The following is a 24,005-nucleotide window of genomic DNA, read 5'->3' on the forward strand; positions in this document are numbered from 1 at the left end:
GGATTGTGCTGGAGCTGTCGGGGCACTGGGCTTAACGTGGCCCGGGCCAGGTGCCCCATGGGGCGCCACGACGCTCAAGGAGGCAGCTTATGTCGGCGAGTACCGGTGCTTCGGTCATCGACCTGTATCACCAGGCGCAAGACTACTTCTTCGTTTCCATCTCCCAGTTCTATCGACGTTTCGGCAGTGGCCTGAGTGCCTATTGCACCGGGGTCGAAGCCAGCAGCCTGAACCTGTTGATGATGAATGTCTGCGCTGTCGACGAGCCGGGAGCGTTGGCCGAAGGCGTGGCGTTCCTGCAGCGCACGGGCATGCCGTTCTGTGTGGTGGTGCCCGAGGCGCTGGTGCCCCGGGTCAGCGGGCAATTGCACCAGCAGCATCTGCTGGCGGCGGACAAGACCACCTGCATGGTGCTCGATCTGACGCGCCATGAGCCCCGGCAAGCGCTTGCGGCGCAGGCCCAGGTGCGCTGTAGCGACCTGCGCCTGGAGGATTGGGCGCAGCCCGTGCAGAGTGCATTCGAGTCCGGCGAGGGGGGGATCGAGCAGTACCTGGCCCGGCATCGGGCGGCGCTGTCGGCGGGCCGGGCCCTGAGCCATTTCACCCTATATGTCGAGGAGCGCCCGGTGAGTGCCCTGACTCTCTCGCTGCTGCCGGGGCTGGCGCGCCTGGATGACATCGGCACCGTGCAGGATTGCCAGGGCCAGGGCTATGCCTCGGCGCTGATTCAAGCGGTGCTGGCGTTCGCCCGGGCCAGGGGCGCCAGGACCTGCGTGCTGGAGGCCTCCCTCGATGGCCTGTCGATCTACCGCAAGGCCGGCTTCGAACCGCTGTTCGACTACCGCGCCTTCTGCCAGGAATGAGCCCGCCCTAGCGGGCAGCGTTCTGCCGGAACTGGCGCGGGCTGAGCCCGGTGAGGGCCTTGAACTGGCGGCTGAAGGCGCTGTGGTCGGTGTAGCCGCATTGCAGCGCGACCTCGGTGATGGGTTCTTCGGTGAGCAGCAACTGCGAAGCGTGTTCCAGGCGGACCTTGTGGATCATCTGCCGTGGCGTGAGGTGGAAGATGCGCTTGCAGTAGCGCTCCAGCTGGGCAGTGGACAGGCTGGCGATGCGGGTCAGGTCGTCCAGGCGGATGGCCTCGCTGTAGTGCTCGCGGATATGCCGGTCCACCGCTGCCAGGCGTTCATAGGCCGGATGGGTGTCATGGGCGGCCTGAAGGTCCAGGGAGATCCCGGCCATGCCGATGATCTGCCCGTCACGCCCGTACAGCGGCAGTTTGTGGGTCAGGCACCAGCCGGGCTCGCGGCTGCCATACAGATGCAGTTCCAGCTGGCCCTTGATGGTGATGCCCTGGCGTAGCACGCGCTGGTCCTGCTCGGTGTAGACCGGGCCGAGCACCGCCGGGAAGACCTCGGCGGAGGTCTTGCCCAGCAGGGGCCGCACATTCTTGAAACCGCAGCGCTGGGCCAGGGTCAGGTTCGCCACTCGGTAGCGGGCCTGCAGGTCCTTGATGAAGAACACCGCGCTGGGGATGCAGTCCAGCAGCGGGGTGATCGGCGCCATGTTGGCCAGCAGGCCATTGAGGTCCCGGGGTGCATGGGCGGCGATGGCCCGGGGCAAGTGGTGCAGCTGTGCGCCATCGATCATCGTCTGCCTCTCTCTATGGGGGCTTGGGGGATGGATCTGGGTCGATAAAGCCAAGGGGTTCAGGGGCCGCCGGTTGCATTGTCGGCGCCGGGGCGTGCCTGCTGGCTGTCGAGCAGCAGCGTGGCGATTCGCGCCGGCACCAGGGGTGCCCGTGGCGGGGTGGGCGCCCAGCCGAACAGGCGGTGGGCCGCGCTGGCACAGATCCGGCCCTGACAGGCGCCCATGCCGCAGCGGCTCTGCAGCTTGGCCTGGGCCCAGTCGGGGGCTGCGGCCACGGCGGCGTAGGGCACATCCTCGCACCGGCACAGCAGAGTATCAGCTCGGGCCAGTTGCAGGACCTGCGGTTGCAGCTCGAAATGCCGCAGCAGGCGCTCGGCAAAATGCTGCCAGTGACGGCGCTGCTGGATCAGTTCGGCGACCCGGTCTGCCTGCCCGCTGGCCACACAGCCGGCGATCCGGCCTTCGATCAGCGCCAGTTCGCTGCCACCGATGCCCGTGCACTCGCCGGCGGCCAGGACCTGGGGCAGGCTGCTGCGCTGTTGCTGATCGACCGCGATGGCGCCCTGTTCCAGGCGGCAGCCCAGGTGGCTGGCCAGGCGCACATTGGGCACCAGGCCGAAGCCGCAGGCCAGGTAGTCGCAGGGGATTTCCAGGGTGCGCCGGCCCTGGCGGATGCGCACGGCCTGCAGGTGCTGCTCGCCCAGCGCCTCGACCACGTGGGCGTTGCAGCGATAGCTCGGGGTGGCCAGGCTCAGGGCCTGGGCCAGCTTGTTCGGCCAGCGCCACAACTGGGCGGCAAAGCCCAGCAACGAGGCCGCCGGGGCCTGTTCCAGCACCCGCACCACTCGGCCGCCGGCGCGGCGCGCGGTGGCGGCGCTGGCCAGCAGCAAGGGACCGCTGCCGGCGATCACCAGGGTCTTTCCTGCCACCGCCAGGCCGTTCTTGAGCAGCGCTTGCAGGCCGCCGGCCCCGGTCACCCCGGGCAGGGTCCAGCCGGGGAAGGGCAACAGCAGTTCCTGGGCGCCACAGCATAGGATCAGTTGTTCGAATTCCACGTGCCAGGCCTGCCGGGCATCTTCGAGCAACAGGCTGTGGGTGCCCAGGGTCGAGATGATGCGGGTGGCGCTGAGGTAGCGCACCGCCGGGTGCTGCAGCACCTTGAAGTGCTCGGCCTGGGCGGCGCTGGGCGGATGCTGGGGGCCGTGGCGCCAGATCTGGCCGCCGGGGCGCGGGTTGTCATCGACGATCAGGATCGAGCTGGCGCTGTGGCTGGCGGCCTGGGCGGCGGCCAGCCCCGCCGGGCCGCTGCCGACGATGAGGATCTGGCACTGCAGGTGGCGGGCGGTCATTGGCTGCGCTCCACCTGCATGCCGTCCCGGCACAGGGTCTGGCAGGCCAGCTGGCGGCGGCCATCGATGGTCATCCGGCATTCCTGGCAGATGCCCATGCCGCAGAACACGGTCCGCGGCTGGCCACCGCAGGAGGTGCGGGTGCGCGGGTCGGCACTGCCGGCCACGGCGGCGGCCACGCTGAGGCCGTTGGCCACCTGCAGGGCCTGCTGGTCCAGGTAGATGATCATGGCAAGTCTCCAGTCAGGGCGGCGAAGCGCCCGGGCAGATAGGGGCGCGGGTCGAGCGCCGGGCATTCGCCCAACATCAGGTCCACCAGCAGTCGCGCGCTGCCGGGGGCGGTGGTGACTCCCAGGCCTTCGTGCCCGACCGCCAGCCACAGGCCCGGTTGCCGCGGGTGTTCGCCGAGGATTGGCAGGCCATCCGGCGTGGCGGCGCGAAAGCCGGTCCAGGCGCGGATGCCGTTGAGCTCGGCGAGCGCCGGCAGGTAGTCCACGGCGCGCCGCAGCATGGGCGCCAGTACGCTAGGTTCGATGGCCGGATCGAGGGTGTCGAACTGTCGGGACGAGCCGATCAGCAACTGGCCGGTGGGCCGCGGCTGGACATTGAACGCCACCGAGGTGCCGTGGCTGGCGTGGGCGCTGGCGGCGTAACCCAGCTCCACCAGTTGGTGGCCGACCTGTTGCGGGTAGCGGTCGCTGATCAGCAGATGGCCCTTCTTCGGGCGCAGGGGCAGGGCCGGCAACAGTTCCCGGGCAGCGAAGCCGTTGGCCAGCAGCACCCGTTGTGCCCTCAGCACGCGACCGTCGGCGAGCTCCACCTGGTCCCCGGCGACGCTGCGCACCCGGGCTGCCTGGCGCCTGATCAGCGAAGCGTTGCCGAGCAGCCAGTGGGCAGTGGCCGGGGCGTAGAGGATCGCGTCGCCGGGGATCTTCAGCGCACCGGCCAGGCCTTTGCGCAACATCGGTTCCAGGCTCGCCAGCCGGGTGCTGTCCAGCAGCTCGCCGCTGATGCCGTGGTCGGCCAGGGCCTGCTGCTTGGTCCGCGCCAGGTCCCTCTCGTGGTGGTCGGCGGCCAGCCACAAGGTGCCGCAGTTCCGGTAGGCGCAGGCCTCGGGCAGGCGTTCGCGCAGCTGCCGCCAGAGGCCGAGGGAGTAGTGACTCAAGGCCAGTTCCGCCGGGTTGTCGTCCATCACCACCAGATGGCCCATGCCGGCCCCGGTGGCACCGCCACGACCATCGTCGAGCACCTGTACCCGCAGGCCGCGCCGGGCCAGCTCATGGGCGCAGGCGGCACCGATGATGCCAGCGCCCACCACTATCACCTCGGCCTCGGCCACCGGCGTCACGAGCCGATGCCCCAGGCGAACGGATCGCTGTCGTCCAGCAGCAGAGTGGCTTCGGCGCTGATGTGGGCACTGCCGCGAAGGATCGGAATCAGTTGCTCGCCGACCTTCTCATAGTGGGCGCTGAACTGGCTGCCGATGACACTGGCCTGGCGCCAGGCCTGGCCCGGGGCGAGCTTGCCGTCCGCCGCCAGGCACGCCAGTTTGGCGCTGGTGCCGGTGCCGCAGGGCGAACGGTCGTAGGCCTTGCCGGGGCAGAGCACGAAGTTGCGGCTGTCGGCCTGAGGGTCGTCGGCGAACAGTTCGATGTGGTCGATGACCCCGCCCTCGGCGCCGGTGATGCCGGCGGCTTCGAGGGCCTGGCGCACGCCCCAGGTGTAGTGGGTCAGGGCTTCGACATTGTCCAGGGCAATGCGCTGGCCGTGGTCGCTGATCAGGAAGAACCAGTTGCCGCCCCAGGCGATGTCGCCGTGCACCTTGCCGTGGCCGGGCAGTTGCAGCATCACCTGGGTGCGGTAGCGGTAGGCGGGGACGTTGCGCACGCTCACCGACAGGTCCTCGTGCAGGGTGGCCTCGACGGTGCCCACCGGGGTTTCGATACGGTGCACGCCCTGGTCGATGCGCCCCAGGTGATACAGCGAGCGCACCAGGCCAATGGTGCCGTGGCCGCACATGCCCAGGTAGCCGCTGTTGTTGAAGAAGATCACTCCGGCACAGGCGTCGCTGGCCTGCGGCTGGCACAGCAGGGCCCCCACCAGCACGTCGCTGCCCCTGGGTTCGAGGACGCAGGCCCGGCGCCACTGGTCGTGCTCGCGCTCCAGGATCTGCAAGCGTTCGGCCATGGAGCCGCGGCCCAGGTCGGGAAAGCCGTCGATGACCAGGCGGGTGGGTTCACCCCCGGTGTGGGAGTCGATCACGGTTATTTTTTTCATGAGGGCACCTGAGGGCAAAGAGCTACAGAGTGGCCTTGGCGGGGGCGCTGCCGCTTGTGGGTTTTCGCTGTCGTGGATGACGAAATCGGCACAGTCCGTTCGGCGGTAGAGGCGGTGTGCGAGGAACGCGCCGGTGAGCCGCGAGCGCCGGGCAAGTGTGCCGATTTCGTCTCCTTCGGGGGTGAAAAGTCTCAAGCTGCGACGGGGATAAAAGGCGACTCTGGATTTCGTATCCAACGCCTGTCGGCCCGGCCGACTTCATACAAGGACAAGACCATGAGCCGTAAAGCCATCCAGTGGAGCGGTGTGTTCCCCGCAGTGACCACCCAGTTCAACGCCGATTTTTCCCTGAACCTGCAAGCCACCCACAAGGTCATGCGCAGCCTGGTGGACGATGGCGTCTCGGGGCTGGTGGTGTGCGGCACCGTGGGGGAGAACACCTCGTTGACCACCGCGGAAAAACTCGCGGTGATCGAAGTGGCCAAGGACGCCGCCGGCGGCCGGGTGCCGGTGATTGCCGGGGTGGCCGAATTCACCACCGAGTTTGCCCGCAACACCGTGCGCGAGGCCGCCAGGGCCGGGGCCGACGGGGTGATGGTGATGCCCGCCCTGGTGTACTCGGCCAAGCCCCATGAGACCGCCGCGCATTTTCGCGCCGTGGCCACCGGCACCGACCTGCCGGTGATGGTCTACAACAACCCGCCCATCTACAAGAACGACGTCACCCCCGACGTACTGATCGCCCTGCAGGACTGCGAGAACATCGTCTGCTTCAAGGATTCCTCCGGCGATACCCGGCGCTTCATCGACCTGCGCAATGCCGTCGGCGACCGCTTCGTGCTGTTCGCCGGGCTTGATGACGTGGTGGTGGAAAGCGTTGCAGTGGGCGCCGAGGGCTGGGTCTCCGGGATGTCCGTGGCCTTCCCCAAGGAGGGCGAGACGCTGTTCCGCCTGGCCAAGGAAAAGCGCTTCGAGGAAGCCCTGGCCCTGTACCGCTGGTTCATGCCGCTGCTGCACCTGGATGCCCGTCCGGACCTGGTGCAGTGCATCAAGCTCTGCGAGGAACTGGTAGGGCGTGGTTCGTGCATTACCCGGCCGCCGCGCTTGCCACTGCAAGGCGAGACCCTGGCCGAGGTCAAGGCGATTGTCGCCAAGGCCCTGGCCACGCGCCCGAGCCTGCCCAACGTCGGCTTGTAAGGCGTTCACGGGCGCCCAGGGTGAAGGGCGCCCGCTTTCGAACAACAGCTCCGGGCAGCCACAAGGCACAGCCCGGGTGCAGTGCTGCAAGCGTCGGACGGCCCCGCCGACGTGACATTCCATCTGCCCATTCCAATAATCCAAAACAGGCGCAGCCCCATGTCAGGCAAAGGCAAATTCAAGAAACAACTCTCTCTGGTGGACCTGACCTTTATCGGTCTGGGTGCGATTTTCGGTTCCGGCTGGCTGTTCGCTGCCAGCCACGTTTCGGCGATTGCCGGGCCGGCGGGGATCTTTTCCTGGCTGCTGGGCGGCTTTGCCGTACTGCTGCTGGGCATCGTCTACTGCGAGCTGGGGGCAGCTCTGCCCCGGGCCGGCGGGGTAGTGCGCTATCCGGTGTTTTCCCACGGGCCGCTGCTGGGCTACCTGATGGGGTTCATCACCCTGATCGCCTTTTCCAGCCTGGTGGCGATTGAAGTGGTGGCGGCCCGGCAGTACGCCGCGGCCTGGTTCCCGGCGCTGACCCACGAGGGCTCGAGCAACCCGACGATCATCGGCTGGCTGGTGCAGTTCGCCCTGTTGTGCCTGTTCTTCTGGCTCAACTACTACAGCGTCAAGACCTTCGCCAAATCCAACAACTTCATCAGCCTGTTCAAGTTCATCGTGCCGCTGCTGGTGATCGGGGTGCTGTTCACCTTCTTCAAGCCCGATAACTTCCATGTCCAGGGCTTTGCGCCGTTCGGTCTCTCGGGGATCGAGATGGCGGTCTCGGCGGGGGGCATCATCTTTGCCTACCTGGGGCTGACCCCGATCATTTCCGTGGCCAGCGAGGTGCGCAATCCGCAGCGCACCATTCCCATTGCCCTGATCCTTTCGGTGCTGCTCTCGACCCTGATCTACGGCCTGCTGCAACTGGCCTTCCTGGGCAGCATTCCCACGGAAATGCTGGCCAACGGCTGGAGTGGCATCAGCAAGGAGTTCTCTCTGCCGTACCGCGATATTGCCCTGACGCTCGGGGTCGGCTGGCTCGCCTACCTGGTGGTGGCCGACGCGGTGATCTCCCCCAGCGGCTGCGGCAGCATCTACATGAACGCCACGCCGCGGGTGGTCTACGGCTGGGCCCGCACCGGGACCTTTTTCAAGATCTTCACCCGCATCGACGAAGAGTCCGGCATTCCGCGTCCGGCGCTGTGGCTGACCTTCGGCCTGTCGGTGTTCTGGACCTTGCCGTTCCCTTCCTGGGAAGCCCTGATCAATGTGGTCTCGGCGGCCCTGGTACTGAGCTATGCAGTGGCGCCCATCAGTGTCGCGGCCTTGCGCAAGAGCGCGCCGGAGTTGGCGCGGCCGTTCCGTGTGCGTGGTTTTGCCCTGCTGGGGCCGGTGTCCTTCGTGATCGCGGCGCTGATCGTCTACTGGTCGGGCTGGGGCACGGTGTCCTGGCTGCTGGGGCTGCAGATCCTGATGTTCGTGATCTACCTGTTGTGCAAGCGCCTGGTGCCCACCGATCACTTGAGCCTTGGCGAACAGGTGCGTTCGTCCCTGTGGCTGATCGCGTTCTATGCCCTGACCATCGTCATTTCCTACCTGGGCAGCTTCGGCGGCATCGGCGCCCTGGCTCACCCCTTCGACACCCTGACCGTCACCCTCATGGCCCTGTGTATCTACTACTGGGGCGCCAACACCGGCGTGCCCGGCGCCAAGCTGGTGCTGGACGGCGATGAGGTGGAATGAGGGTGCCCACTTTCAAGCAGACGAGGCAAACCATGACTGTTACTGGACAGATGCTGATCGGCCAGCAAGCCGGCTTAGGCACTCACGGGCATATCCATGGGCTGAACGCGGCCACCGGCGAGGTGCTGCAACCGGCTTTTGGCGGGGCCGCACCGGCCGACCTGGAGCGTGCCTGTGCCCTGGCCCAGGCGGCGTTCGAGCCTTATCGGCTGTTGCCGCTGGAGCGGCGGGCGGCGTTTCTGGAGAGTATCGCCAGCCAGATTCTTGAGCTGGGGGATGAACTGATCGAGCGTTGCCTGCTGGAAACCGGCCTGCCCCGTGCCCGCCTGGAAGGCGAGCGCGGGCGCACCGTTGGCCAGTTGCGGCTGTTTGCCGCGGTGGTGCGCAAGGGCGGGTTTCTCGGGGTGCGGATCGACCCGGCGCAGCCCGGGCGCCAGCCTTTGCCCAGGGTCGACCTGCGCTTGCGGCAGATTGGTCTGGGGCCGGTGGCGGTGTTCGGTGCGTCGAACTTTCCTTTGGCCTTTTCCGTGGCCGGCGGCGATACCGCATCGGCCCTGGCGGCGGGCTGCCCGGTGATCGTCAAGGCGCACTCGGCCCACCCCGGCACCTCGGAGCTGGTGGCCCAGGCCATCGTCCGGGCGGCACGGCAGCAGGGAATGCCCGAAGGGGTGTTTTCACTGTTGTTCGACAGTGGCCGGGATATCGGCCAGGGGCTGGTGGCGGACTCGCGGATCAAGGCCGTGGGTTTCACCGGCTCGCGCAGCGGCGGGATGGCCCTGATGCAGATCGCCGCGGCGCGCGCCGAGCCGATCCCGGTGTATGCGGAGATGAGTTCGATCAATCCGGTGCTGCTGCTGCCCCATGCCCTTGAGGAGCGCGGCGAGCAGATCGCCCCGGCGTTTGTCGCCTCGCTGACCCAGGGCGCCGGGCAGTTCTGCACCAACCCGGGGTTGATCCTGGCCGTCGATGGGCCGGCGTTACAGCGTTTTGAGCGGGTCGCCGCCGAGGCCCTCGGCCACGTGGCGGCGCAGACCATGCTCACGCCGGGCATTTACCGCAGCTACTGCCAAGGCGTGGCCAGCCTCGCGGCGCATGCCCGGGTGCAGCTCCTGGCCCAGGGCCCGGCCCAGGGCCCGGAAGGGCAGGGCCAGCAGGCGCGCGCGGCATTGTTCGCCACCTCGGCCGCGGCGTTCATGGCGTGCCCCGAGTTGCGCGGGGAGATCTTTGGCCCGGCCTCGCTGATTGTCCGCTGCGCCGACTTGACTGTCCTGCAACAGGTACTGCGCAGCCTGGAGGGCCAGCTGACCATTGCCATTCACCTGGGCGAGGGCGATCAGCCGCAGGTGCGGGCGCTGCTGCCGCTGCTGGAGAGCAAGGCCGGGCGCCTGCTGGCCAACGGTTTCGGCACCGGTGTCGAAGTGGCCCATGCCATGGTCCATGGCGGGCCGTTCCCGGCCACTTCCGACAGCCGCAGCACTTCAGTGGGCAGCCTGGCGATCCAGCGCTTCCTGCGCCCGGTGTCCTACCAGGACCTGCCCGAGTCGCTGTTGCCGGCTGAACTGCACAGCGCCAATCCATTGCAGGTGCCGCAGTTGCTCGACGGCCAGGGCCCGGGCTGACCCGAGGCGCGCCTGCTCATCCTTCTTGCCTTACCTATCCGCAAACTCTCCCACAGGAGCGTTCCCCACCTGCCATAGAGGTTCCTGCATGTCTGAATACATCACCCTGTCACTGGATGAAGTCTGTGCCCTGTCCTATCAGGTCCTCACTCGCCACGGCCTGTCCGACGCCCATGCCCGGGCGATCGCCGAAGTCATCACCCAGGGCCAGCGTGACGAGTGCCACTCCCATGGGGTGTATCGTCTGCTGGGCTGCGTACGTTCGGTGCGCGAGGGCCGGATAGATCCCCGGGCCGAACCGAGCCTGCGGCATGTTTCTCCCGGGGTACTGGAGGTGGATGCCCATTACGGCTACTCCCTGCTGGGTTTTCATACCGGTTTGCCGATCCTTGCGGAAAAGGCCCGCAGCCAGGGGATCGCCGCCATGGTGATCAAGCGCTGCTTCCACTTTTCCGCGCTGTGGCCGGAGGTCGAGGCGATTGCCGACTACGGCCTGGTGGGGATGGCGATGAACCCCAGCCATAGCTGGGTGGCCCCGGCGGGCGGGCGTCATCCGGTGTTCGGCACCAACCCCCTGGCCTTTGCCTGGCCGCGCCCGGGGGGCCAGCCTTTTGTCTTTGACTTCGCCACCAGTGCCATTGCCCGGGGGGATATCGAACTGCATGCGCGCCAGGGCAAGCCGATTCCCGAGCACTGGGCCATCGACGCCGATGGCCAGCCCACCACTGATGCCAAGGCGGCATTGCAGGGCGCCATGCAGACGTTCGGCGGGCACAAGGGCTCGGCCCTGGCGGCGATGATCGAGTTGCTGGCCGGTGCCCTGATCGGCGACCTGACCAGTGCCGAGTCCATGGCCTTCGATGGAGGCGTGGGGGCTACGCCCTGCCATGGGGAACTGGTGCTGGCGTTCGATCCCAGGGTGTTTTTGGGGGAGGGCTATGAGCAGGGGCTGGAACGGGCGGAAGGGTTGTTCGCGGCGATTGCCCGGCAGGGCGCACGGCTGCCGTCACAGCGGCGTTTTGCGGCCCGGGCCCGCAGCCTGGAGCACGGAGTGCAGATTCCCCGAGGGCTGCTGGAGGATATTCGCGGGTTGCTCTGAGGCCTGTTCGCCGGCAGACGGCTCCTGCGGATGAGTGCAGGAGCCGGCTTGCCGGCGAAAGGATGTTTACGGCATCAGAAGCGTACGTTGGCCGCCAGCTCGGCGGAGCGCCCCGGCGCGACGGTGGCGAACATCCCCACGTGGGAGGCGTCGTAGTAAGTCTCGTCGGTGAGGTTGAGCACGTTGAGTTGCAGGTCCAGGTTCTTGTTCACCCGGTAGGCGAGCATGGCGTCGTAGCGCCAGTAGGAATCGAGGCTGCGGGTGTTTTCATCGTTGGTATAGCGCTTGTCCACATAGTTGGCGCCGCCGCCGACCTTCCAGCGGTCGGTGAGGGCGTAGGTGGTCCAGACCGAGCCGCTGTTGGGGGCGATGAACTTGGCCTGGTTGCCATCGAAGTTGGTGTTTTTTCCGGATGCATACTTGACCGTCTTGGCATCCAGGTAGGTGTAGCCCGCCATCACTTCCCACTGCTCGGTGAGATGGCCGGTGGCTCCCACTTCAAACCCCTTCACCTCGACGTCGCCGTCCAGCGTGACCTCGTTGCTGATCGGGTCGTAGGTCCGGGCGTTGGTCTTCTCGGTCTTGAACAGGGCCGCGGTCAGGGACAGTCGTTCGTTCAGCAGGTCCCACTTGGTGCCCAGCTCGATGCTGCGGCTCTTTTCCGGATCCAGGTTGCTCAACCGCCCGCCCGCGGCGCCGTCGGCCCCCCCGGATTGCCCGGCGGTTTCCCCCGATGGGTTGAACGAGGTGCCGTAGGACAGGTAGATGCTGCCGTACGGCAGCGGCTTGAAGACGATGCCGCTCTGGTAGGTCCAGAGGTTGCTGCGGTTGCTCTGGGCGTCATCGCGCACGTGGTAGTTGTCGAAGCGTGCCCCCAGGTTCAGGTCCCACTGTTCATGCAGGGCCATGGTGTCCATCACGTACAGGGCGCGGTTGTTGTGCTTGGTGACGCGATGCTGGCCATCGCCGCGTGGCACCGGGGTGTAGGGATCCTTGGGGTTAGGGTGGTTCAGGTCACCGAGGTCGGCGCTGCCCGCGCTGCCATAGCGGTTTTTCTCGTCGATCCGTTCCCGGGAGAATTCCAGGCCGGCGCTGTAGCTGTGGCCGATGGAGCCAGTGTCGAACTTGCCGAAAATATCGGTCTGGTTGATCAGCGAGGTATTGACCACGTTACGTGGGCGAGCGGTGCGTTGTGCGAGGTTGTTGCGCTCCTGGGCCGGTGTCGCAATCGGCCGGCTCATGATGTAGTCCTGCATGCTGCGCCCCTGGCGTGTGGTGTTGCGCAGGGTCAGGTGGTCATTGAAGTCGTGTTCCAGTTGCAGGGTGAACAGATCGGCCGAGGTCTTGCGGAAGTCGCGTTTGCTGAAGCCGTAGAAATTGTCCCGGTCGACCTTGACCGGCTTGCCGCTGATGGCCGATACCGGAACACCCTGGTCGGGAATGTCGTCGCTCTGCATGTGGTAGTAGCTGAGGGTGCCGCGGGTATCGGTGTTCAGGCCGAAGGAAAAGCTCGGCGCCAGGCCCCAGCGGGTAACTTCCACATCGTCGCGCCCGGGGGTATCGGCTTCATGTTTCATGGCGTTCAGGCGCAGCGCCATGTTCTGTTCGGGCAGGTACTGGTTGAGGTCGACGGTGGTGCGGCGCAGTTGATCGGTGCCCAGGGTCAGGCTGCCGGCGGCGAAGGTTTCCTGCTGCGGCACTTTGCTGACCAGGTTGATGGTGCCGCCGGTGGAACCGCGCCCCGCGTAGGCCGAGCCCGGGCCCTTGACGATCTCGATCTGCTCGACGTTGAAGGCTTCGTGGGTCATGCGCCCGACATCGCGAATGCCGTCGATCATGATGTCGGTGCTGGCTTCGAAACCACGGATGAAGGGCCGGTCGCCCAGCGGTGTGCCGCCTTCGCCCGCGCCGAAGGTGATTCCCGGCGTGGTGCGCAGGGCATCGGCCAGGGTCGACACCGCACGCTCCTGCATCAGGGATTCGGTGATGATGGTCACCGACTTCGGGGTTTCGCGCAGCGGTGCGGTGAACTTCACCGAATCCGATGTTTCGCGCTTGTATCCCGGCTTGTGTTCGCCCTTGACGTGGGTGGTGCCGAGGGTGACGGATGCCGGGTCGGACGGGCGTTCGGTGGATTGCTCGGTGGCGCCGAGGCTGGCTTCGCTAAGGGCCATCAAACCGAGGGATGTGGACCACAACTTCCATGGGTGTGGGCGGGCAGGACTGGACATTTCAGATAGAGCCTCCGTTTTATTTGGAATGGATTCTCATCTGCGAATTAATATCATTCAATCAGAACTATCTGAACAATCATGTCGAAAAGTGTATGCGTCGTTGTATGCGCGATAGCCGGGCCCTCCTCAGGACCGCTACCAAGGGGCCGTGGCCTGTTGCTGAACCGGAGGGTTCTTTTTTTTCCGGCGTTGCGGTTTCATGAGCGCCCCCTTTCAGGAAACTCACGGATGAACCTGCATTTCGAAACCGCCCGCCTGTTGCTGCGCCCCCGTACCCTTGAGCACTTCCGGGCGTGCCTGGGTATGGATCAGGATCCCGAAGTCACGCGCTTCATCCCCGGGACCTGGGATGGCGGGCAGTGGCACAGGGACTTTTTACAGGGGCGCATGACCCAGGATTTCGGCCCGCGCTGCGGGTATTGGGCGATCTTCGCCAAGGACGCGCCGGATGAGTTGCTGGGCTGGGTTTCCTTCATTCCCTTCGATGCTGTGGGGCCCGAGCTGGAAATGGGCTGGCGCCTGGTGCGGCGGGCCTGGGGGCGGGGTTTTGCCAGCGAGGCCGCGCGGCGGATCGTCGAGCATGCGTTTGCCGACCCGGCGGTGCAGCGCATAGTCGCCGATGCCCATGTCGACAACGAGGCGTCGTTGGCGGTGGCGCGCAAGGTCGGTTTTCGCTTCACCCACAATGCCGATTTCGAAGGCTTGCCCTGCCGCTTCTTTGCAATGACCCGTGAGGATTTTTGCCAGCAACGGTCGGCTGGCTGAGGCGGGGGGGCACGCGTGGGGCGCCGTTGGCGGCGCCCCGTATGGTCCATGCCTGCCGTCAGAGGTGGCGGCTGACCCACCACAGCACCAGGAAGGCAATGACGGCTACCAGGGCCGCGAACTGGAACAGATTGATCAGCCACTTCAGGCCCAGGGGGAATTTCCTGTAGTCCTTCACGTTCAGGCCGCCGTTGCGCAGGAACAGGTGGGGCATGGCGAACAGTGCGCCGATGCACAGCAGCATGAAGAAACGGCTAAGGGGGTCCTTGCCCAGGAGTGGCATGCGGATGGCAATGACCCGGCAGCGCGACAGGTGCTTGACCATGTCATCAAGCCTGAAATAGCCCAGGTAGACCTGGATCGCCAGGGACACCAGCCCGGCCATGACCACCAGGACCCAACCCGCGGTATAGATATCTTTTGCGTTACACATATCTCTTCAGTGACCTCCTCAAGGTGGCGACCACGCGCTCAGCGTATTGCTCCTCCAGTGAGCCCTGGCACGCAGGGCAGCCGGCCACCATAGCACTTTGGGAGCCGTGTCGGGCGCAGGTGCTCCGGCCCCCAGGGGCCAATGAGCACCGCATCAGGGCTGTTTAGCGCGGTCGTAGCCCTGGTCAGAGGCTGGGAGAGAGGGGGGCAGGGCGGCCCTAGAGCTTGGCGCAACGCTCCACATCGGCCTGGGTGGTGACCTGGGTGTCGATGCCCAGGCGGTATTTGCAATAGTCGATGATCATCTGGCGCTGTTCATCGGTGAGTTTTTCCACGCGCCGGTAGTCGCCGTCATTGGCGTGGATGTTGAAGAATTCCAGGCGCAGGGTCGGGGATGTCTTGATAAACCAGCGGGTATGGGTTTCAGCCTCTTCAAGCTCGGTGTAGTAACCGAGGTTGAGCACCATCAGCAGGATGAGGGAGAGCAGCAACAGCAGTGTTTTCAAGGCACGGCTCCTTCCGTGGGGGGGCGCCAGGGGCGCGGGCTGCGAATGCTTCAGGTTTTTCCCCGGCTTGGCAAGCGCCCGGGCAGGAGGGGGACAGCATCGATGGCGGGATTGGCTTCAGGTTCAGCAAGCAGACAGTTGCGCACTGGTAAAAATATCGGCACGCCGGGCAGGAGCCGGGCGGTGACAGGGGGCAAATGGTTTCAAGCGGATTCACGGCAGGTTGCCAAGAGTCTGCCGGGGTGAATGGCCCGGTGCATCCGTTTGCGAACCGCAGAGCGATCGTTGGCTCTGTACGAAAACTACCTGCGCTTCGATCAGACTGCGTTAAAAACAGGCTCGGAATGCTCATTTAGGTTCCTAAACTCCGCTTCCTCGCCTGTTTTTGCCTTGCCTGATCTTTGCTCGGCGAGTTTTCGTACAGACCCTGGGATCGCTCTTTTTTTGCCTGCATCCGGGCGTTTCAGCAACGGCATCAGACCAGGCCCAGGGTCGCGGGCCGGGAACCGGGGAACACCGCCTGCACCTGAGCGCGGGAAAGCCCCCAGGTAGCGCCCAGTAGGCCGCCGAGCAGATCCCGGTAGTTGTTGAGCACCGGGTAGTCGCGGTTCTGCAGCAGGCTTTGCGCGTTCACCGTCACTTGCTCGCCGGCCAGGCGCCCGCCGCGAATGCTGCCGCCCAACACCCAGTACACCGTGCCATGGCCGTGGTCGGTGCCCCGGGCGCCGTTCTCGCGAAAGGTCCGGCCGAATTCGGAGACCACGACCACCAGGCTGTCCTTCCAGTGCTCGTCCATGGCCTCGGCATAGGCCGCCAGCCCTTGCCCGAGGTTGGCCAGGTTGCTGGCCAACTGGCCCTGTGTGCTGCCCTGGTTGACGTGGGTATCCCAGCCGCCGACATCGACGAAGCCCAGGCGATACTGCTCGCGCATCAGGCCGGCCATGCGCCGGGTCTGGGCGGCGAAGCTCTGTGCATTGGCCGCCCCGCGATTGGCTGCGAGCATCTCTTGCTGCAGGTCCCGGGAGACCTTCTGGCGCAGGGCCAGTCCATCGCTGGCCGCGGCGGCATAGGGCGTGTGCTGGTACATGGAGGCCAGAATCGCTGCCTGGCGCTCATCGAAGGGCGTCTTGCCGGCGCTGCGCAAGGACAGGTTGGGAATCTCCTGGCCGCCCTGGAAGCTCAGGGGCAGGGCGTCGGTAAAGGCGATAGGCGCGCTGTCGGGCACCTGCCGCGCCAGGCGTGCGAGGAACCCCGAGTCGTAGCGCCGGTGCTGCTGGCTCGGCTGGCCGGCCTCGATAGTGTCCTGGGTCTGGAAGTGGCTGCGGGACAGGTCGTCGGTGCCGGCAAAAGGCACGAAGGCGAGTTCCTGGCGCTGCCACAGCGGGTACAGCGAATCGCGCAGCACCGGGTTCAGGCCCCAGTGGCTGTCCAGCGCGATGGCGCTCTGCGGGTTGTGCCCCTCGGGCCGGGCTATCGCCAGGGTCGGGCGCGACTCGTAGTAGAAGTCGCTGCTGTAGGGCACCAGCAGGTTGTTGCAGTCATAGCCGCCGCGCAGGAACACCAGCAGGGTGCGCGGCGCCGAGGCCGGTGCGGCGAACAGCCGGGCACAAAACGTGAGGCTGGGCAGGGCGGCGGCTGCGATCAACAATTGGCGACGATTCATGACGGCTCCTGGTCAGGTAGGGCGCTCTCAGCGATTGTTGAAATCCGGCGAGGACAGCAGGAAGGTGTTCCATTCCTGGGGGGAAACGGCCTGCTCCAGGGCGTTGCGGGTGGTGCTGGAGAGGTAGGGGGCGATCGCCTGGTAATACATCGGCGTGGTGATCATGGGAAACCCCGGCCCCGGGACCTGGCTGCCCTCGGCGGTGAACAGCCGGTTGTTGCCCGAGCCCATGGCCCGGGCGATTTCAAAGCGCTTGGCCATCTGCCCGGAACTCGACCAGTCACTGGCTACCAGCGGCCAGCCGTCGGGAGTGATGCGCCCGAACAGCGGCTGGCCCATCTGATTCAGCCAGTTGAGCAGTGGTCGCGGGTTGGCCAGGGGCTTGCCGTCATAGGTCAGGCGCAGCGCCGAGACCACGAACTGTTGCGGGTCCTTGAATTTCCTGCCGGCCGCGCGCAGCAGCTCCGGCGATTGCATCAGGGTGGCCATGACCTGGGCGATGTCGCCATCGCTGTCACTGAAGCTCTTGGCCATGCGCGCCACCAGCGCTGGCGGCTCGTCCGCGACGAAGTACTGGGCCAGCTTGCGCGAGATGAACCGCGCGCAGGCCGGTTGCCGGGTGATGAGGTCCACGGCCTGGGTGATCTCGTCATACCCGCTGCCCTTGATGGTATGGCCCAGCAGGTGCTTGTCGCTGAAGTCGTGACGTTTGGGGTTGAACTGGAACAGGCCCTGTTGCACCACCAGGGGCTGCAGGTTGCGGGGAAAGTGCTGCTCGCGACCGTCCAGGGGCACCAGCCCGGCTCCGGTGAGGATCAGCGCCAGCTGTTGCACGTCTTCCTGGCTGTAGCCGGCGTCGACGCCCAGGCTGTGCAGTTCCATCAGTTCACGGGCGTAGTTCTCGTTGACCTTGCCCCTGGCGTTGCTGCTGTTGTCCAGGTATTCGAGCATGGCCGGGCTTTGCAGGGTGGCCAGCAGCAGGTCCTTGAACTTGCCCAGGGCGTGGGGGCGGAGGGTGTTTTCAAGGTAGTCGGCGGTCAGCAGCCGCACCCTGCCCTTGCCCTGGAACACGCTGAAATGGTTGAGCCAGAACAGCACCAGTTGTTCCTTGAGCTGGTTGGGGCCGTAGACAGCTTGCAACAGCACACTGGACTGGGTCTGTTCAGCCAGTTGGGCGGCGTACTGGCGCAGGTCTTTTTGCGCCTGGTTGCGCGCTTCGCCCTCGGGCATTGCCTTGATCTGTTCCTGGCGCTGCCGGAACTCCTCCAGCAGGGAGCGGGGTGAATCGTTCAGGGCCGGATAACTGCGCAGCAGGGTGTCGATGACCGGTGGCAACGGATCGTGCAGGCGATCGTCCAGTTGCGCCCTCAGCAGCTCATTGCGCCCCAGGGTGTGCAGGCGCTGGAGTTGCGCCGCGTCCAGGTCGAAGCCGTCACGCCGCAGCCAGGCGATGTCGGCGGCACTGGGCGCTTGAGGTTGTGCGGCGTCGGCCAGGATTGGCAGCAGCACAGCCAGGGCAGTCGACAGGTACAGGCAGCGGGGCAACGGGGAAAGCCTTGGCATGGGCGGTTGGTCCGAAGTGAGAGGTCGCGGCCGATGGGATTTTCGCCGTCCGTTGCCAGGTTCAGGGCAGGGCGTGAAGCCTGTCCCGGCTCCCTGGGCAGCACAGCGGTATAGCGTCGCAGGCTATCAGAGGGTTGTTCCGGCTTTCAGTCGGCAATGCTCTAGGACAAGTGTTTCAACGCAGGGTTGGGGGGCTTGCCGTCGACCGTTCGTCCGACGGATGGAATTGGCAAGCACTAGTCACTGCGTCATGCTGTCGATGGATGTCGTAGTGCCACTACTTCAAGGCCCGACCCGGTTTCCGGGTGTCGTTCCATCCCTGCGTTGGTGAGATAGATTGGTGATGAGTGTGTTGATCCTGCCCGAGGCGCAATATGCCCGATAAGGCGCTGGCCGAGGAGCAGCGCCTGGCTGCCCTGTATGCCCTGGAACTGCTGGATACGGCCCGGTGCGAGCGTTTTGACCGCATCTGCCGGCTGGCCGCAGAGTACTTCAAGGTGCCCACGGCCCTGATCACTCTGGTGGACCGTGATCGGCAGTGGTTCAAGTCGCGGGTGGGCTTTGCGCCCGAGCAGACCCCCATCGAGCAATCGTTCTGCGCCTATACCATCAAGTCCGGCGATGTATTCGAGGTGGAAAACGCCCGCCAGGATGTGCGTTTCCACGCCAACCCCCTGGTGACCCAAGACCCGGGCATCGGTTTTTATGCCGGCGCGCCGCTGATTACCTCCACGGGGCATGCGATCGGCAGCCTGTGCGTCATCGATCGCCAGCCCCAGCGCCTGAACGCTGCCGAGCGTCAGCAACTGCGCGACCTGGCATCCCTGGTGATGGAGCAGGTGGAGCAGCGTCAGCGCCTGACCCGGCGCGACCCGGTGAGCAGGCTGCCCAACCGTGAGCAATTTCAGAGCGACCTGTACGACCTGGCGGATGAGAACCCGGGAGAACGGCGCGTGCTGGTGCTGGTGGACGCGGTGGACATGACCGTGGCCCACGAGCTGACCCTGGCCATGGGCCTGGCGCCGTTCGAGACCATCGTGCGGTTCCTGGCCCAGCAACTGCTCGCCTACCTGGGGCGCCATGTGCGGGTGTATCACGTATCGGTCAAGCGCTTCGGCTTCCTGCTGCCGGCGGCTCCCGGGATCGAGCGCTTCCTGGAAGGCCTGGTGCGGCGCCTGCGGCGTCAGCCGCCAGGGCTGGAACTGCCGATGATTCCCGGGGTGTGCGCGGGCACGGTGGAGTTCTCCACGGATCGCGACGCCGTGCCCGACGTGTTGCGCAAGGCCATGTTCGCCCTGGAACTGGCGACCCTCAACCGCAGCACCTGGGCGCCTTACGACGTGGTGCGGGACCAGGCCTACCGGCGAGCCTTCAATCTGGCCTCGGATATCAGCGAAGCCCTGGACAGTGGGCAGATCTACCTGATGTTCCAACCGCGTTTCGCCCTGCCCGACGGCGCCCAGGTCAGCGCCGAGGCGCTGATCCGCTGGGATCACCCCTGGCTGGGGCCGATCTCACCGGCGGAGTTCATTCCGGTGATGGAGCGCAATGCGTTGATCCACCGCGTAACCCATTGGGTGATCAATGCGGTGCTCGGCAAGCTGCAAGCCTGGAGCGACGATGAAGTGCAGCGCCTGTCGATCAACCTCTCGCCCCAGGATTTCGAGGACCAGGACATCGCTGATGTGCTCAAGGCGGCCTGTCGCCGCCACGGCATCGAACCCCATCGCCTGGAAGTGGAAATCACCGAGGGTGCCTGGTTGCGTTCCAACCCGCGGGTGCTGGACCAGTTGAGCAAGATCCGCGCCCTGGGCATGGATGTGGCCATCGACGATTTCGGTACCGGCTACAGTAACTTCGCCTATCTGCATCAGATTCCGGCCAACGTGGTGAAGCTCGACAAATCCATGGTCACCGACCTTGAGAGCAGTGCCCAGCACCAGAAGATCACCCGCTCGGTCATCGCCCTGGCCCGGGAACTGGGCTACCGCACCGTGGCCGAGGGCATTGAAAGCTTCAAGTGCCTGCAGATGCTGCGCACCTTCGGCTGCGATGAGGCCCAGGGTTATTTCCTGGCCCGGCCCATGGTCCAGGAAAAATTCCTGGCCCGCAGCGCGGCCCAGCGCTTTCCACTCCAGCAAGGCTACTGACTGCGGCTACAGATGTTCTTCTGCAGCCGCGGCCGCAGGCTGCGACCGAGCTGCCGTTTCAAGGGCGCCGCACCTCCTCACCGCTGCGCTGACACCAGCAACAGCATCGGCCGCTCCCGCTCCTCTGCCAGCGCCGGAAGGTCCTCGACCTGCTGCGCCGTGGGGCCCCACTCCTGCACATGGCGCAGGTTGAAGCCGGTATCGATCAGCGTGTTGAGCAGCGTGCCCAGGGTACGGTGCTGCTTGATCACCCCTTCGGCCAGCCAGTGGGTCACCCGCTCGCCTTCCTGCTGGTAGCTGTCCACCGGCCAGGACTGGCGGCCCTGCGCGTCCACCTGCCAGCCCGGGTTGCGCGGTGCCATGAAGATCGGGTGCTCGATGGAGAACACCAGGCGCGCCCCCGGTACCAGGGCCGCATAGACCTGGGCGAACAGGCCGGGCAAATCCTTGATGTAGTGCAGGGCCAGTGAGCTATAGACCAGGTCGAAGCTGCAGGCGGGCAGGCGCAGTCGCTCCAGGTCCTCTTGCTGATACTGCACGTTGGGTGCCGAGGTCGTGGCGCGGGCGGTGGCCAGCATCTTCTGCGAAACGTCCAGGCCCACTACCTGGCGGGCACCGTGCTCGCTGGCCCAGCGGCTGAACCAGCCATAGCCGCAGCCCAGGTCCAGCACCCGCAGGCCGTTCATCGGTGGCAGCAGGGCTTGCAGGGCCGGCCATTCCGGCGCGGCGTCGAGGCCGCCGAGGGAGCGGCCCATCTGGCTGTAGGCCTGGAAAAAAATCGGGTCGTCGTAGATGTTCTGAGTCATGTGGGGAGGCTCTTTCAGGTTCGTGTGCAGCCCTGGTGGGCAGGGAATGTCATGCAGTTGAAACGGCTGAGGGGCTTCTCCCTCGCAGGGCGCGACGCAGGTATCGTCGATAGCCGGGCAGGTGGTGCAGCAAAACAGGTCGGATATCTTAGCCAGTTTTGCGGGCCGGGCCATCGCCGGATGCTTTGCACGCCAGGATCTTCATCGGCACAATCGCCGGCCGGGAACACCGAGTGTCCCCGGCCCCGAATTCGTACCCCAAGAGAGGCATCATGGGCAAAGCGAGAGTGACAGGCACGACGATCGAGGCGATCCGCGCGGCAGAGACGGCATTGGGGCGTACCTTGCCCTGCTCGTTCGCGCGCTGGTTGCTGGAGCACAACGGCAAGGCCCTGGGGGCGCTGGAGGTGTTTCCGGTCTTCGATGCCCGGGATCCGCGCAAGACCTGGGAGTCGATAGTCCGCCATTTCGAAGGCGGCTGGCGGGCCTGTCAGGACAACGTCTGCGCTGAGCCGGCGGGTTTCTCCAGCCTGCTGCCGTTCGCCCAGTTCGGCACGGGCGACTACTACTGCTTCGATTACGCCGTGCTGGGGGAGGCCGGTGAGCCGGTGGTGGTGCTCTGGTCCCATGAGACTGGCGCCACGTCCGTGGTTGCCGATGGCTATGCAGCTTTTCTGGCCAGCACCGATCGGCCCGGATAGGCACAAGGCTTGGGCTTGAATGGTCAGGTCTGGAGGGAGAGATCGCTGCAGTTCAACGACTGGGAAACTGCTTGGAGCTTCTGCGTGGGCACGCAGATTGGGGAAGTGGAGCGGGTGAAGGGAATCGAACCCTCGTTATCAGCTTGGGAAGCTGGAGTAATGCCATTATACGACACCCGCTCGAACGGCTGACTTTGTACCAGATGTGGCCGTGGATTTGAAGTTTTTCTTTAGCTGACTTGTGCTTGCGCGCCGCTGACCTTCATCGCCAGCCCGCCCCCTACCGTGAAAACCGGGGTTGTCACGGTATGCAGGCGGCCTGCGAGGAGGGCTTTTCAGAGGGCTCGTACATGCTGCTCCTGGACATGCGGGGCACGCGAACGGTTGTCGTACTGGCCCGGTTTGAGGAACCCCATCAGGGCCTGGCGGGTGTCGCGGCAGGCGGCCTTGTGCTCCATGTCCAGAAAGTGCCCGGTGGCCTGGATGGTGCTGAAGCTCGACTGCTGCACATGGTTGGCGAACAGCCGGGCATCGTTGGCCGAGGTGTACTCGTCCCATTCGCCGTTGATGAACAGCACCGGGACCTGGATGTTGCGTGCAGCCCTGAGGTAGCACTGGCGATCACCATGGAGCACATGGCTGATGTGGAAGTGCATCTGCCCGTACTCATGTTCCGCCAGGCTGCTGACGTGGCGATAGTTGAAACGCTTGAACAGCGACGGCAGGTGCTTGCCGATGGTGTTGTTGACCAGGTCGCCGACGCGATGGCCATCGCGGCTGCCGAGGTAGTCGACACCGCGTTCCAGGTAGTCGCGCATCGGTTCGTTGATCACCGGCGAGAACGAGCTGATCACCGCCTTCTCGATGCGTCGCGGGCGCTGGGAGAGCGCTTGCAGGGCGGCGGCGCCGCCCCAGGAAAACGACAGCACATGTTCGGCGGCGAAGTGCTCGATCAACTCCAGCAGGATCTGCCCCTCGACTTCCTTGGTGAGCATCCGTTCGTGCCTGTTGTGGGCCTTGGAGCGACCCGCGTAGGGCTGGTCGTAGAGCACCACATTGAACTGCGGGTGGAGGTTCTTCACGGTCTGGGCAAAGGACGCAGTGGTGGCCAGTGAGCCGTTGACCAGAATGATGGTCTTGTCTGCGGCATCTGCGCGATAGAACTCCGTGTAAACCCGATACTGACCCTGTATATCCAGCACAGCGATTTCTGGCCTCATGTCATAAGACTCCTGGCAAGCGGGTATGCGCGCAACGTGAGTGTGCACGGGCAATGTGACAGGTAGGCATACGCCTGGAATCGGAGCCCATGTCGATCCGGTAAGGCAGGTCGACGGGTGTTGTTATAGGCGGGCGATTTGCCGGGGGGAAGGCAGAGCAGGCAGGGCTCAGGCCGGCAAAGGGTTTCTTAGATGTGTGGTTGTGACTCATCGGTCACAATACGGCCGACGGACAGATTCAAGCAGGGCAACCGGGAACCTGCAAGGTCATTGGGCAAATTGTTCGACAGCTTCTGCCCAGCGGTCGTGTGGCGCGGCGCAACGCTCAGATCAGGCGTATTTCGGCGTCGCTCAGAGCACGGTATTCACCAGGGGCCAGGCGTTCGTCCAGCAGCAGCGGGCCCATGCGTTCGCGGTGCAGGCGCAGCACCTTGTTGTTGAAGTGGCCGAACATGCGCTTGACCTGGTGATAGCGCCCTTCGACGATGCTCAGCCGGGCGCTGCGGGGGCCGAGGATCTGCAGTTGAGCGGGCTGGGTGGTCAGGTCCTCGAAGGCGAAATACAGGCCACGGGCGAAAGTCTCGACGTATTCGGGGCCGATCTCCTGCTCGGTTTCCACGTAATAGAGCTTGGGCAGTTTGGTCTGGGGCTGGGTCAGGCGCCGCGACCAGTTGCCATCGTTGGTGATCAGCATCAGCCCCGTGGTGTTGTAGTCCAGGCGCCCGGCGATATGCAGATCCTGCGGGTCCGGCTCATGGATCAGTTCGAGCACGGTCTTGTGCTCGGGGTCGCGGGTGGCGCTGACGCAGCCCATGGGCTTGTGCAGCATGAAGTAGCGCGCCGGCTTGCCGGCCTGCAGCACTTCGTCGTCCAGCTCCACCCGGCTGAACTCGCGGACCTCGGCCTTGGGGTCGCTGACCGGCTGCCCATCGATGCGAATGCGTCGTTGCACCAGCAGCACGCGCACTTGCTGGCGGTTGAAACGGGGCAGGTTGCTGAGAAAACGGTCAATGCGCATGGTAATCGGTGGCTATCGGCTGGAGGGG

Annotated in this window: 21 protein-coding genes and 1 tRNA gene; 8 read left to right on the plus strand and 14 right to left on the minus strand. The window is 65.5% G+C overall.

What is annotated here, in order from left to right; all coding sequences use genetic code 11:
* The first annotated feature begins 89 nt into the window (after window positions 1-89).
* Window positions 90-863, plus strand: a complete 774-nt coding sequence (locus tag AC1RL5_RS09120; protein ID WP_492589249.1) for a GNAT family N-acetyltransferase — start codon at window positions 90-92, stop codon at window positions 861-863.
* Between the two features lie 7 nt (window positions 864-870).
* Here the strand turns inward: AC1RL5_RS09120 and AC1RL5_RS09125 are convergent, their stop codons facing one another.
* The 5 genes from AC1RL5_RS09125 to AC1RL5_RS09145 are packed head-to-tail and all read right to left on the minus strand — an operon-like array spanning window position 871 to window position 5,273.
* Window positions 871-1,647: an AraC family transcriptional regulator gene (locus AC1RL5_RS09125; RefSeq protein ID WP_011059750.1), complete on the minus strand. Its 777-nt coding sequence runs from the start codon at window positions 1,645-1,647 to the stop codon at window positions 871-873.
* A gap of 59 nt (window positions 1,648-1,706) precedes the next feature.
* Window positions 1,707-2,996, minus strand: a complete 1,290-nt coding sequence (locus AC1RL5_RS09130) for an FAD-dependent oxidoreductase (protein WP_492589251.1) — start codon at window positions 2,994-2,996, stop codon at window positions 1,707-1,709.
* Window positions 2,993-3,226: a 2Fe-2S iron-sulfur cluster-binding protein gene (locus AC1RL5_RS09135; protein WP_041116425.1), complete on the minus strand. Its 234-nt coding sequence runs from the start codon at window positions 3,224-3,226 to the stop codon at window positions 2,993-2,995. The genes AC1RL5_RS09130 and AC1RL5_RS09135 overlap by 4 nt, the downstream gene beginning before the upstream one ends.
* The gene (locus AC1RL5_RS09140) at window positions 3,223-4,344 is read right to left on the minus strand and encodes an NAD(P)/FAD-dependent oxidoreductase (RefSeq protein WP_072451066.1); all 1,122 of its coding nucleotides are present in this window, start codon (window positions 4,342-4,344) and stop codon (window positions 3,223-3,225) included. Before AC1RL5_RS09140 ends, AC1RL5_RS09135 begins: the two co-directional genes overlap by 4 nt.
* Window positions 4,341-5,273, minus strand: a complete 933-nt coding sequence (locus AC1RL5_RS09145) for a 4-hydroxyproline epimerase (RefSeq protein WP_072451065.1) — start codon at window positions 5,271-5,273, stop codon at window positions 4,341-4,343. The genes AC1RL5_RS09140 and AC1RL5_RS09145 overlap by 4 nt, the downstream gene beginning before the upstream one ends.
* Window positions 5,274-5,549: 276 nt before the next feature.
* On the opposite strand from AC1RL5_RS09145, the gene AC1RL5_RS09150 reads away from it, so the two are divergent.
* From AC1RL5_RS09150 to AC1RL5_RS09165, 4 genes are all read left to right on the plus strand, one after another.
* The gene (locus tag AC1RL5_RS09150; RefSeq protein ID WP_072451064.1) at window positions 5,550-6,470 is read left to right on the plus strand and encodes a dihydrodipicolinate synthase family protein; all 921 of its coding nucleotides are present in this window, start codon (window positions 5,550-5,552) and stop codon (window positions 6,468-6,470) included.
* A gap of 159 nt (window positions 6,471-6,629) precedes the next feature.
* The gene (locus tag AC1RL5_RS09155) at window positions 6,630-8,201 is read left to right on the plus strand and encodes an APC family permease (RefSeq protein WP_492589253.1); all 1,572 of its coding nucleotides are present in this window, start codon (window positions 6,630-6,632) and stop codon (window positions 8,199-8,201) included.
* A gap of 32 nt (window positions 8,202-8,233) precedes the next feature.
* Window positions 8,234-9,820: an aldehyde dehydrogenase (NADP(+)) gene (locus AC1RL5_RS09160; protein ID WP_093404222.1), complete on the plus strand. Its 1,587-nt coding sequence runs from the start codon at window positions 8,234-8,236 to the stop codon at window positions 9,818-9,820.
* A gap of 88 nt (window positions 9,821-9,908) precedes the next feature.
* Complete coding sequence (locus tag AC1RL5_RS09165; protein ID WP_053149530.1) at window positions 9,909-10,919, plus strand: Ldh family oxidoreductase; 1,011 nt, start codon at window positions 9,909-9,911, stop codon at window positions 10,917-10,919.
* A 74-nt stretch (window positions 10,920-10,993) separates the two neighbouring features.
* Here the strand turns inward: AC1RL5_RS09165 and AC1RL5_RS09170 are convergent, their stop codons facing one another.
* Window positions 10,994-13,150 (minus strand): TonB-dependent receptor, encoded by a 2,157-nt coding sequence (locus AC1RL5_RS09170; RefSeq protein WP_492589255.1) that lies wholly within the window; start codon window positions 13,148-13,150, stop codon window positions 10,994-10,996.
* Window positions 13,151-13,381: 231 nt separating this feature from the next.
* Here AC1RL5_RS09170 and AC1RL5_RS09175 point away from each other — a divergent pair, with 231 nt between their 5' ends.
* A complete protein-coding gene (locus AC1RL5_RS09175) occupies window positions 13,382-13,918 on the plus strand; it encodes a GNAT family N-acetyltransferase (RefSeq protein WP_492589256.1) in 537 nt (178 codons plus the stop codon).
* A gap of 58 nt (window positions 13,919-13,976) precedes the next feature.
* Here AC1RL5_RS09175 and AC1RL5_RS09180 read toward each other — a convergent pair whose 3' ends face one another.
* The 4 genes from AC1RL5_RS09180 to AC1RL5_RS09195 all read right to left on the minus strand — a co-directional run bounded on the left by AC1RL5_RS09180 (window position 13,977) and on the right by AC1RL5_RS09195 (window position 18,082).
* On the minus strand, window positions 13,977-14,351 hold the full coding sequence (locus tag AC1RL5_RS09180; protein ID WP_015634498.1) for a hypothetical protein: 375 nt from the start codon (window positions 14,349-14,351) through the stop codon (window positions 13,977-13,979).
* Window positions 14,352-14,568: 217 nt separating this feature from the next.
* Window positions 14,569-14,856, minus strand: coding sequence for a hypothetical protein (locus AC1RL5_RS09185; protein WP_015634499.1), 288 nt, complete (start codon window positions 14,854-14,856; stop codon window positions 14,569-14,571).
* A 475-nt stretch (window positions 14,857-15,331) separates the two neighbouring features.
* Window positions 15,332-16,519 carry a DUF1501 domain-containing protein gene (locus AC1RL5_RS09190; RefSeq protein WP_207239865.1) on the minus strand — a complete coding sequence of 396 codons (1,188 nt, stop codon included), beginning with the start codon at window positions 16,517-16,519 and terminating at the stop codon, window positions 15,332-15,334.
* A 27-nt stretch (window positions 16,520-16,546) separates the two neighbouring features.
* On the minus strand, window positions 16,547-18,082 hold the full coding sequence (locus AC1RL5_RS09195; protein ID WP_492589257.1) for a DUF1800 domain-containing protein: 1,536 nt from the start codon (window positions 18,080-18,082) through the stop codon (window positions 16,547-16,549).
* A 374-nt stretch (window positions 18,083-18,456) separates the two neighbouring features.
* On the opposite strand from AC1RL5_RS09195, the gene AC1RL5_RS09200 reads away from it, so the two are divergent.
* Window positions 18,457-20,232: a sensor domain-containing diguanylate cyclase gene (locus AC1RL5_RS09200; RefSeq protein WP_019094829.1), complete on the plus strand. Its 1,776-nt coding sequence runs from the start codon at window positions 18,457-18,459 to the stop codon at window positions 20,230-20,232.
* 77 nt (window positions 20,233-20,309) lie between these two features.
* On the opposite strand, the gene AC1RL5_RS09205 is transcribed toward AC1RL5_RS09200, so the two are convergent.
* Entirely contained in the window at window positions 20,310-21,038 is a 729-nt protein-coding gene (locus AC1RL5_RS09205; protein ID WP_207239867.1) for a class I SAM-dependent methyltransferase, read from the minus strand.
* Window positions 21,039-21,310: 272 nt separating this feature from the next.
* Between AC1RL5_RS09205 and AC1RL5_RS09210 the strand changes: the two genes are divergently transcribed.
* Window positions 21,311-21,739, plus strand: a complete 429-nt coding sequence (locus AC1RL5_RS09210; RefSeq protein WP_072451057.1) for an SMI1/KNR4 family protein — start codon at window positions 21,311-21,313, stop codon at window positions 21,737-21,739.
* 106 nt (window positions 21,740-21,845) lie between these two features.
* Here AC1RL5_RS09210 and AC1RL5_RS09215 read toward each other — a convergent pair.
* The 3 genes from AC1RL5_RS09215 to AC1RL5_RS09225 all read right to left on the minus strand — a co-directional run bounded on the left by AC1RL5_RS09215 (window position 21,846) and on the right by AC1RL5_RS09225 (window position 23,977).
* A tRNA-Gly gene (locus tag AC1RL5_RS09215) sits at window positions 21,846-21,919 on the minus strand.
* 155 nt (window positions 21,920-22,074) lie between these two features.
* Complete coding sequence (locus AC1RL5_RS09220) at window positions 22,075-22,959, minus strand: alpha/beta fold hydrolase (RefSeq protein WP_015634505.1); 885 nt, start codon at window positions 22,957-22,959, stop codon at window positions 22,075-22,077.
* A 325-nt stretch (window positions 22,960-23,284) separates the two neighbouring features.
* Window positions 23,285-23,977, minus strand: a complete 693-nt coding sequence (locus tag AC1RL5_RS09225; RefSeq protein WP_077933484.1) for a pseudouridine synthase — start codon at window positions 23,975-23,977, stop codon at window positions 23,285-23,287.
* Between the last annotated feature and the right edge of the window lie 28 nt (window positions 23,978-24,005).

The organism is Pseudomonas sp. GW822-FHT06D10, from assembly GCF_058799535.1.

Bases quoted from the DNA above. Each gene is read 5' to 3' on its own strand.
- AC1RL5_RS09170 (WP_492589255.1), bottom strand. From the start codon at position 13,150: ATGTCCAGTCCTGCCCGCCCACACCCATGGAAGTTGTGGTCCACATCC.
- AC1RL5_RS09180 (WP_015634498.1), bottom strand. From the start codon at position 14,351: ATGTGTAACGCAAAAGATATCTATACCGCGGGTTGGGTCCTGGTGGTC.
- AC1RL5_RS09120 (WP_492589249.1), top strand. From the start codon at position 90: ATGTCGGCGAGTACCGGTGCTTCGGTCATCGACCTGTATCACCAGGCG.
- AC1RL5_RS09160 (WP_093404222.1), top strand. From the start codon at position 8,234: ATGACTGTTACTGGACAGATGCTGATCGGCCAGCAAGCCGGCTTAGGC.
- AC1RL5_RS09225 (WP_077933484.1), bottom strand. From the start codon at position 23,977: ATGCGCATTGACCGTTTTCTCAGCAACCTGCCCCGTTTCAACCGCCAG.
- AC1RL5_RS09175 (WP_492589256.1), top strand. From the start codon at position 13,382: ATGAACCTGCATTTCGAAACCGCCCGCCTGTTGCTGCGCCCCCGTACC.
- AC1RL5_RS09150 (WP_072451064.1), top strand. From the start codon at position 5,550: ATGAGCCGTAAAGCCATCCAGTGGAGCGGTGTGTTCCCCGCAGTGACC.
- AC1RL5_RS09165 (WP_053149530.1), top strand. From the start codon at position 9,909: ATGTCTGAATACATCACCCTGTCACTGGATGAAGTCTGTGCCCTGTCC.
- AC1RL5_RS09205 (WP_207239867.1), bottom strand. From the start codon at position 21,038: ATGACTCAGAACATCTACGACGACCCGATTTTTTTCCAGGCCTACAGC.
- AC1RL5_RS09200 (WP_019094829.1), top strand. From the start codon at position 18,457: ATGCCCGATAAGGCGCTGGCCGAGGAGCAGCGCCTGGCTGCCCTGTAT.
- AC1RL5_RS09190 (WP_207239865.1), bottom strand. From the start codon at position 16,519: ATGAATCGTCGCCAATTGTTGATCGCAGCCGCCGCCCTGCCCAGCCTC.
- AC1RL5_RS09145 (WP_072451065.1), bottom strand. From the start codon at position 5,273: ATGAAAAAAATAACCGTGATCGACTCCCACACCGGGGGTGAACCCACC.
- AC1RL5_RS09155 (WP_492589253.1), top strand. From the start codon at position 6,630: ATGTCAGGCAAAGGCAAATTCAAGAAACAACTCTCTCTGGTGGACCTG.
- AC1RL5_RS09220 (WP_015634505.1), bottom strand. From the start codon at position 22,959: ATGAGGCCAGAAATCGCTGTGCTGGATATACAGGGTCAGTATCGGGTT.
- AC1RL5_RS09130 (WP_492589251.1), bottom strand. From the start codon at position 2,996: ATGACCGCCCGCCACCTGCAGTGCCAGATCCTCATCGTCGGCAGCGGC.
- AC1RL5_RS09195 (WP_492589257.1), bottom strand. From the start codon at position 18,082: ATGCCAAGGCTTTCCCCGTTGCCCCGCTGCCTGTACCTGTCGACTGCC.
- AC1RL5_RS09210 (WP_072451057.1), top strand. From the start codon at position 21,311: ATGGGCAAAGCGAGAGTGACAGGCACGACGATCGAGGCGATCCGCGCG.
- AC1RL5_RS09125 (WP_011059750.1), bottom strand. From the start codon at position 1,647: ATGATCGATGGCGCACAGCTGCACCACTTGCCCCGGGCCATCGCCGCC.
- AC1RL5_RS09135 (WP_041116425.1), bottom strand. From the start codon at position 3,226: ATGATCATCTACCTGGACCAGCAGGCCCTGCAGGTGGCCAACGGCCTC.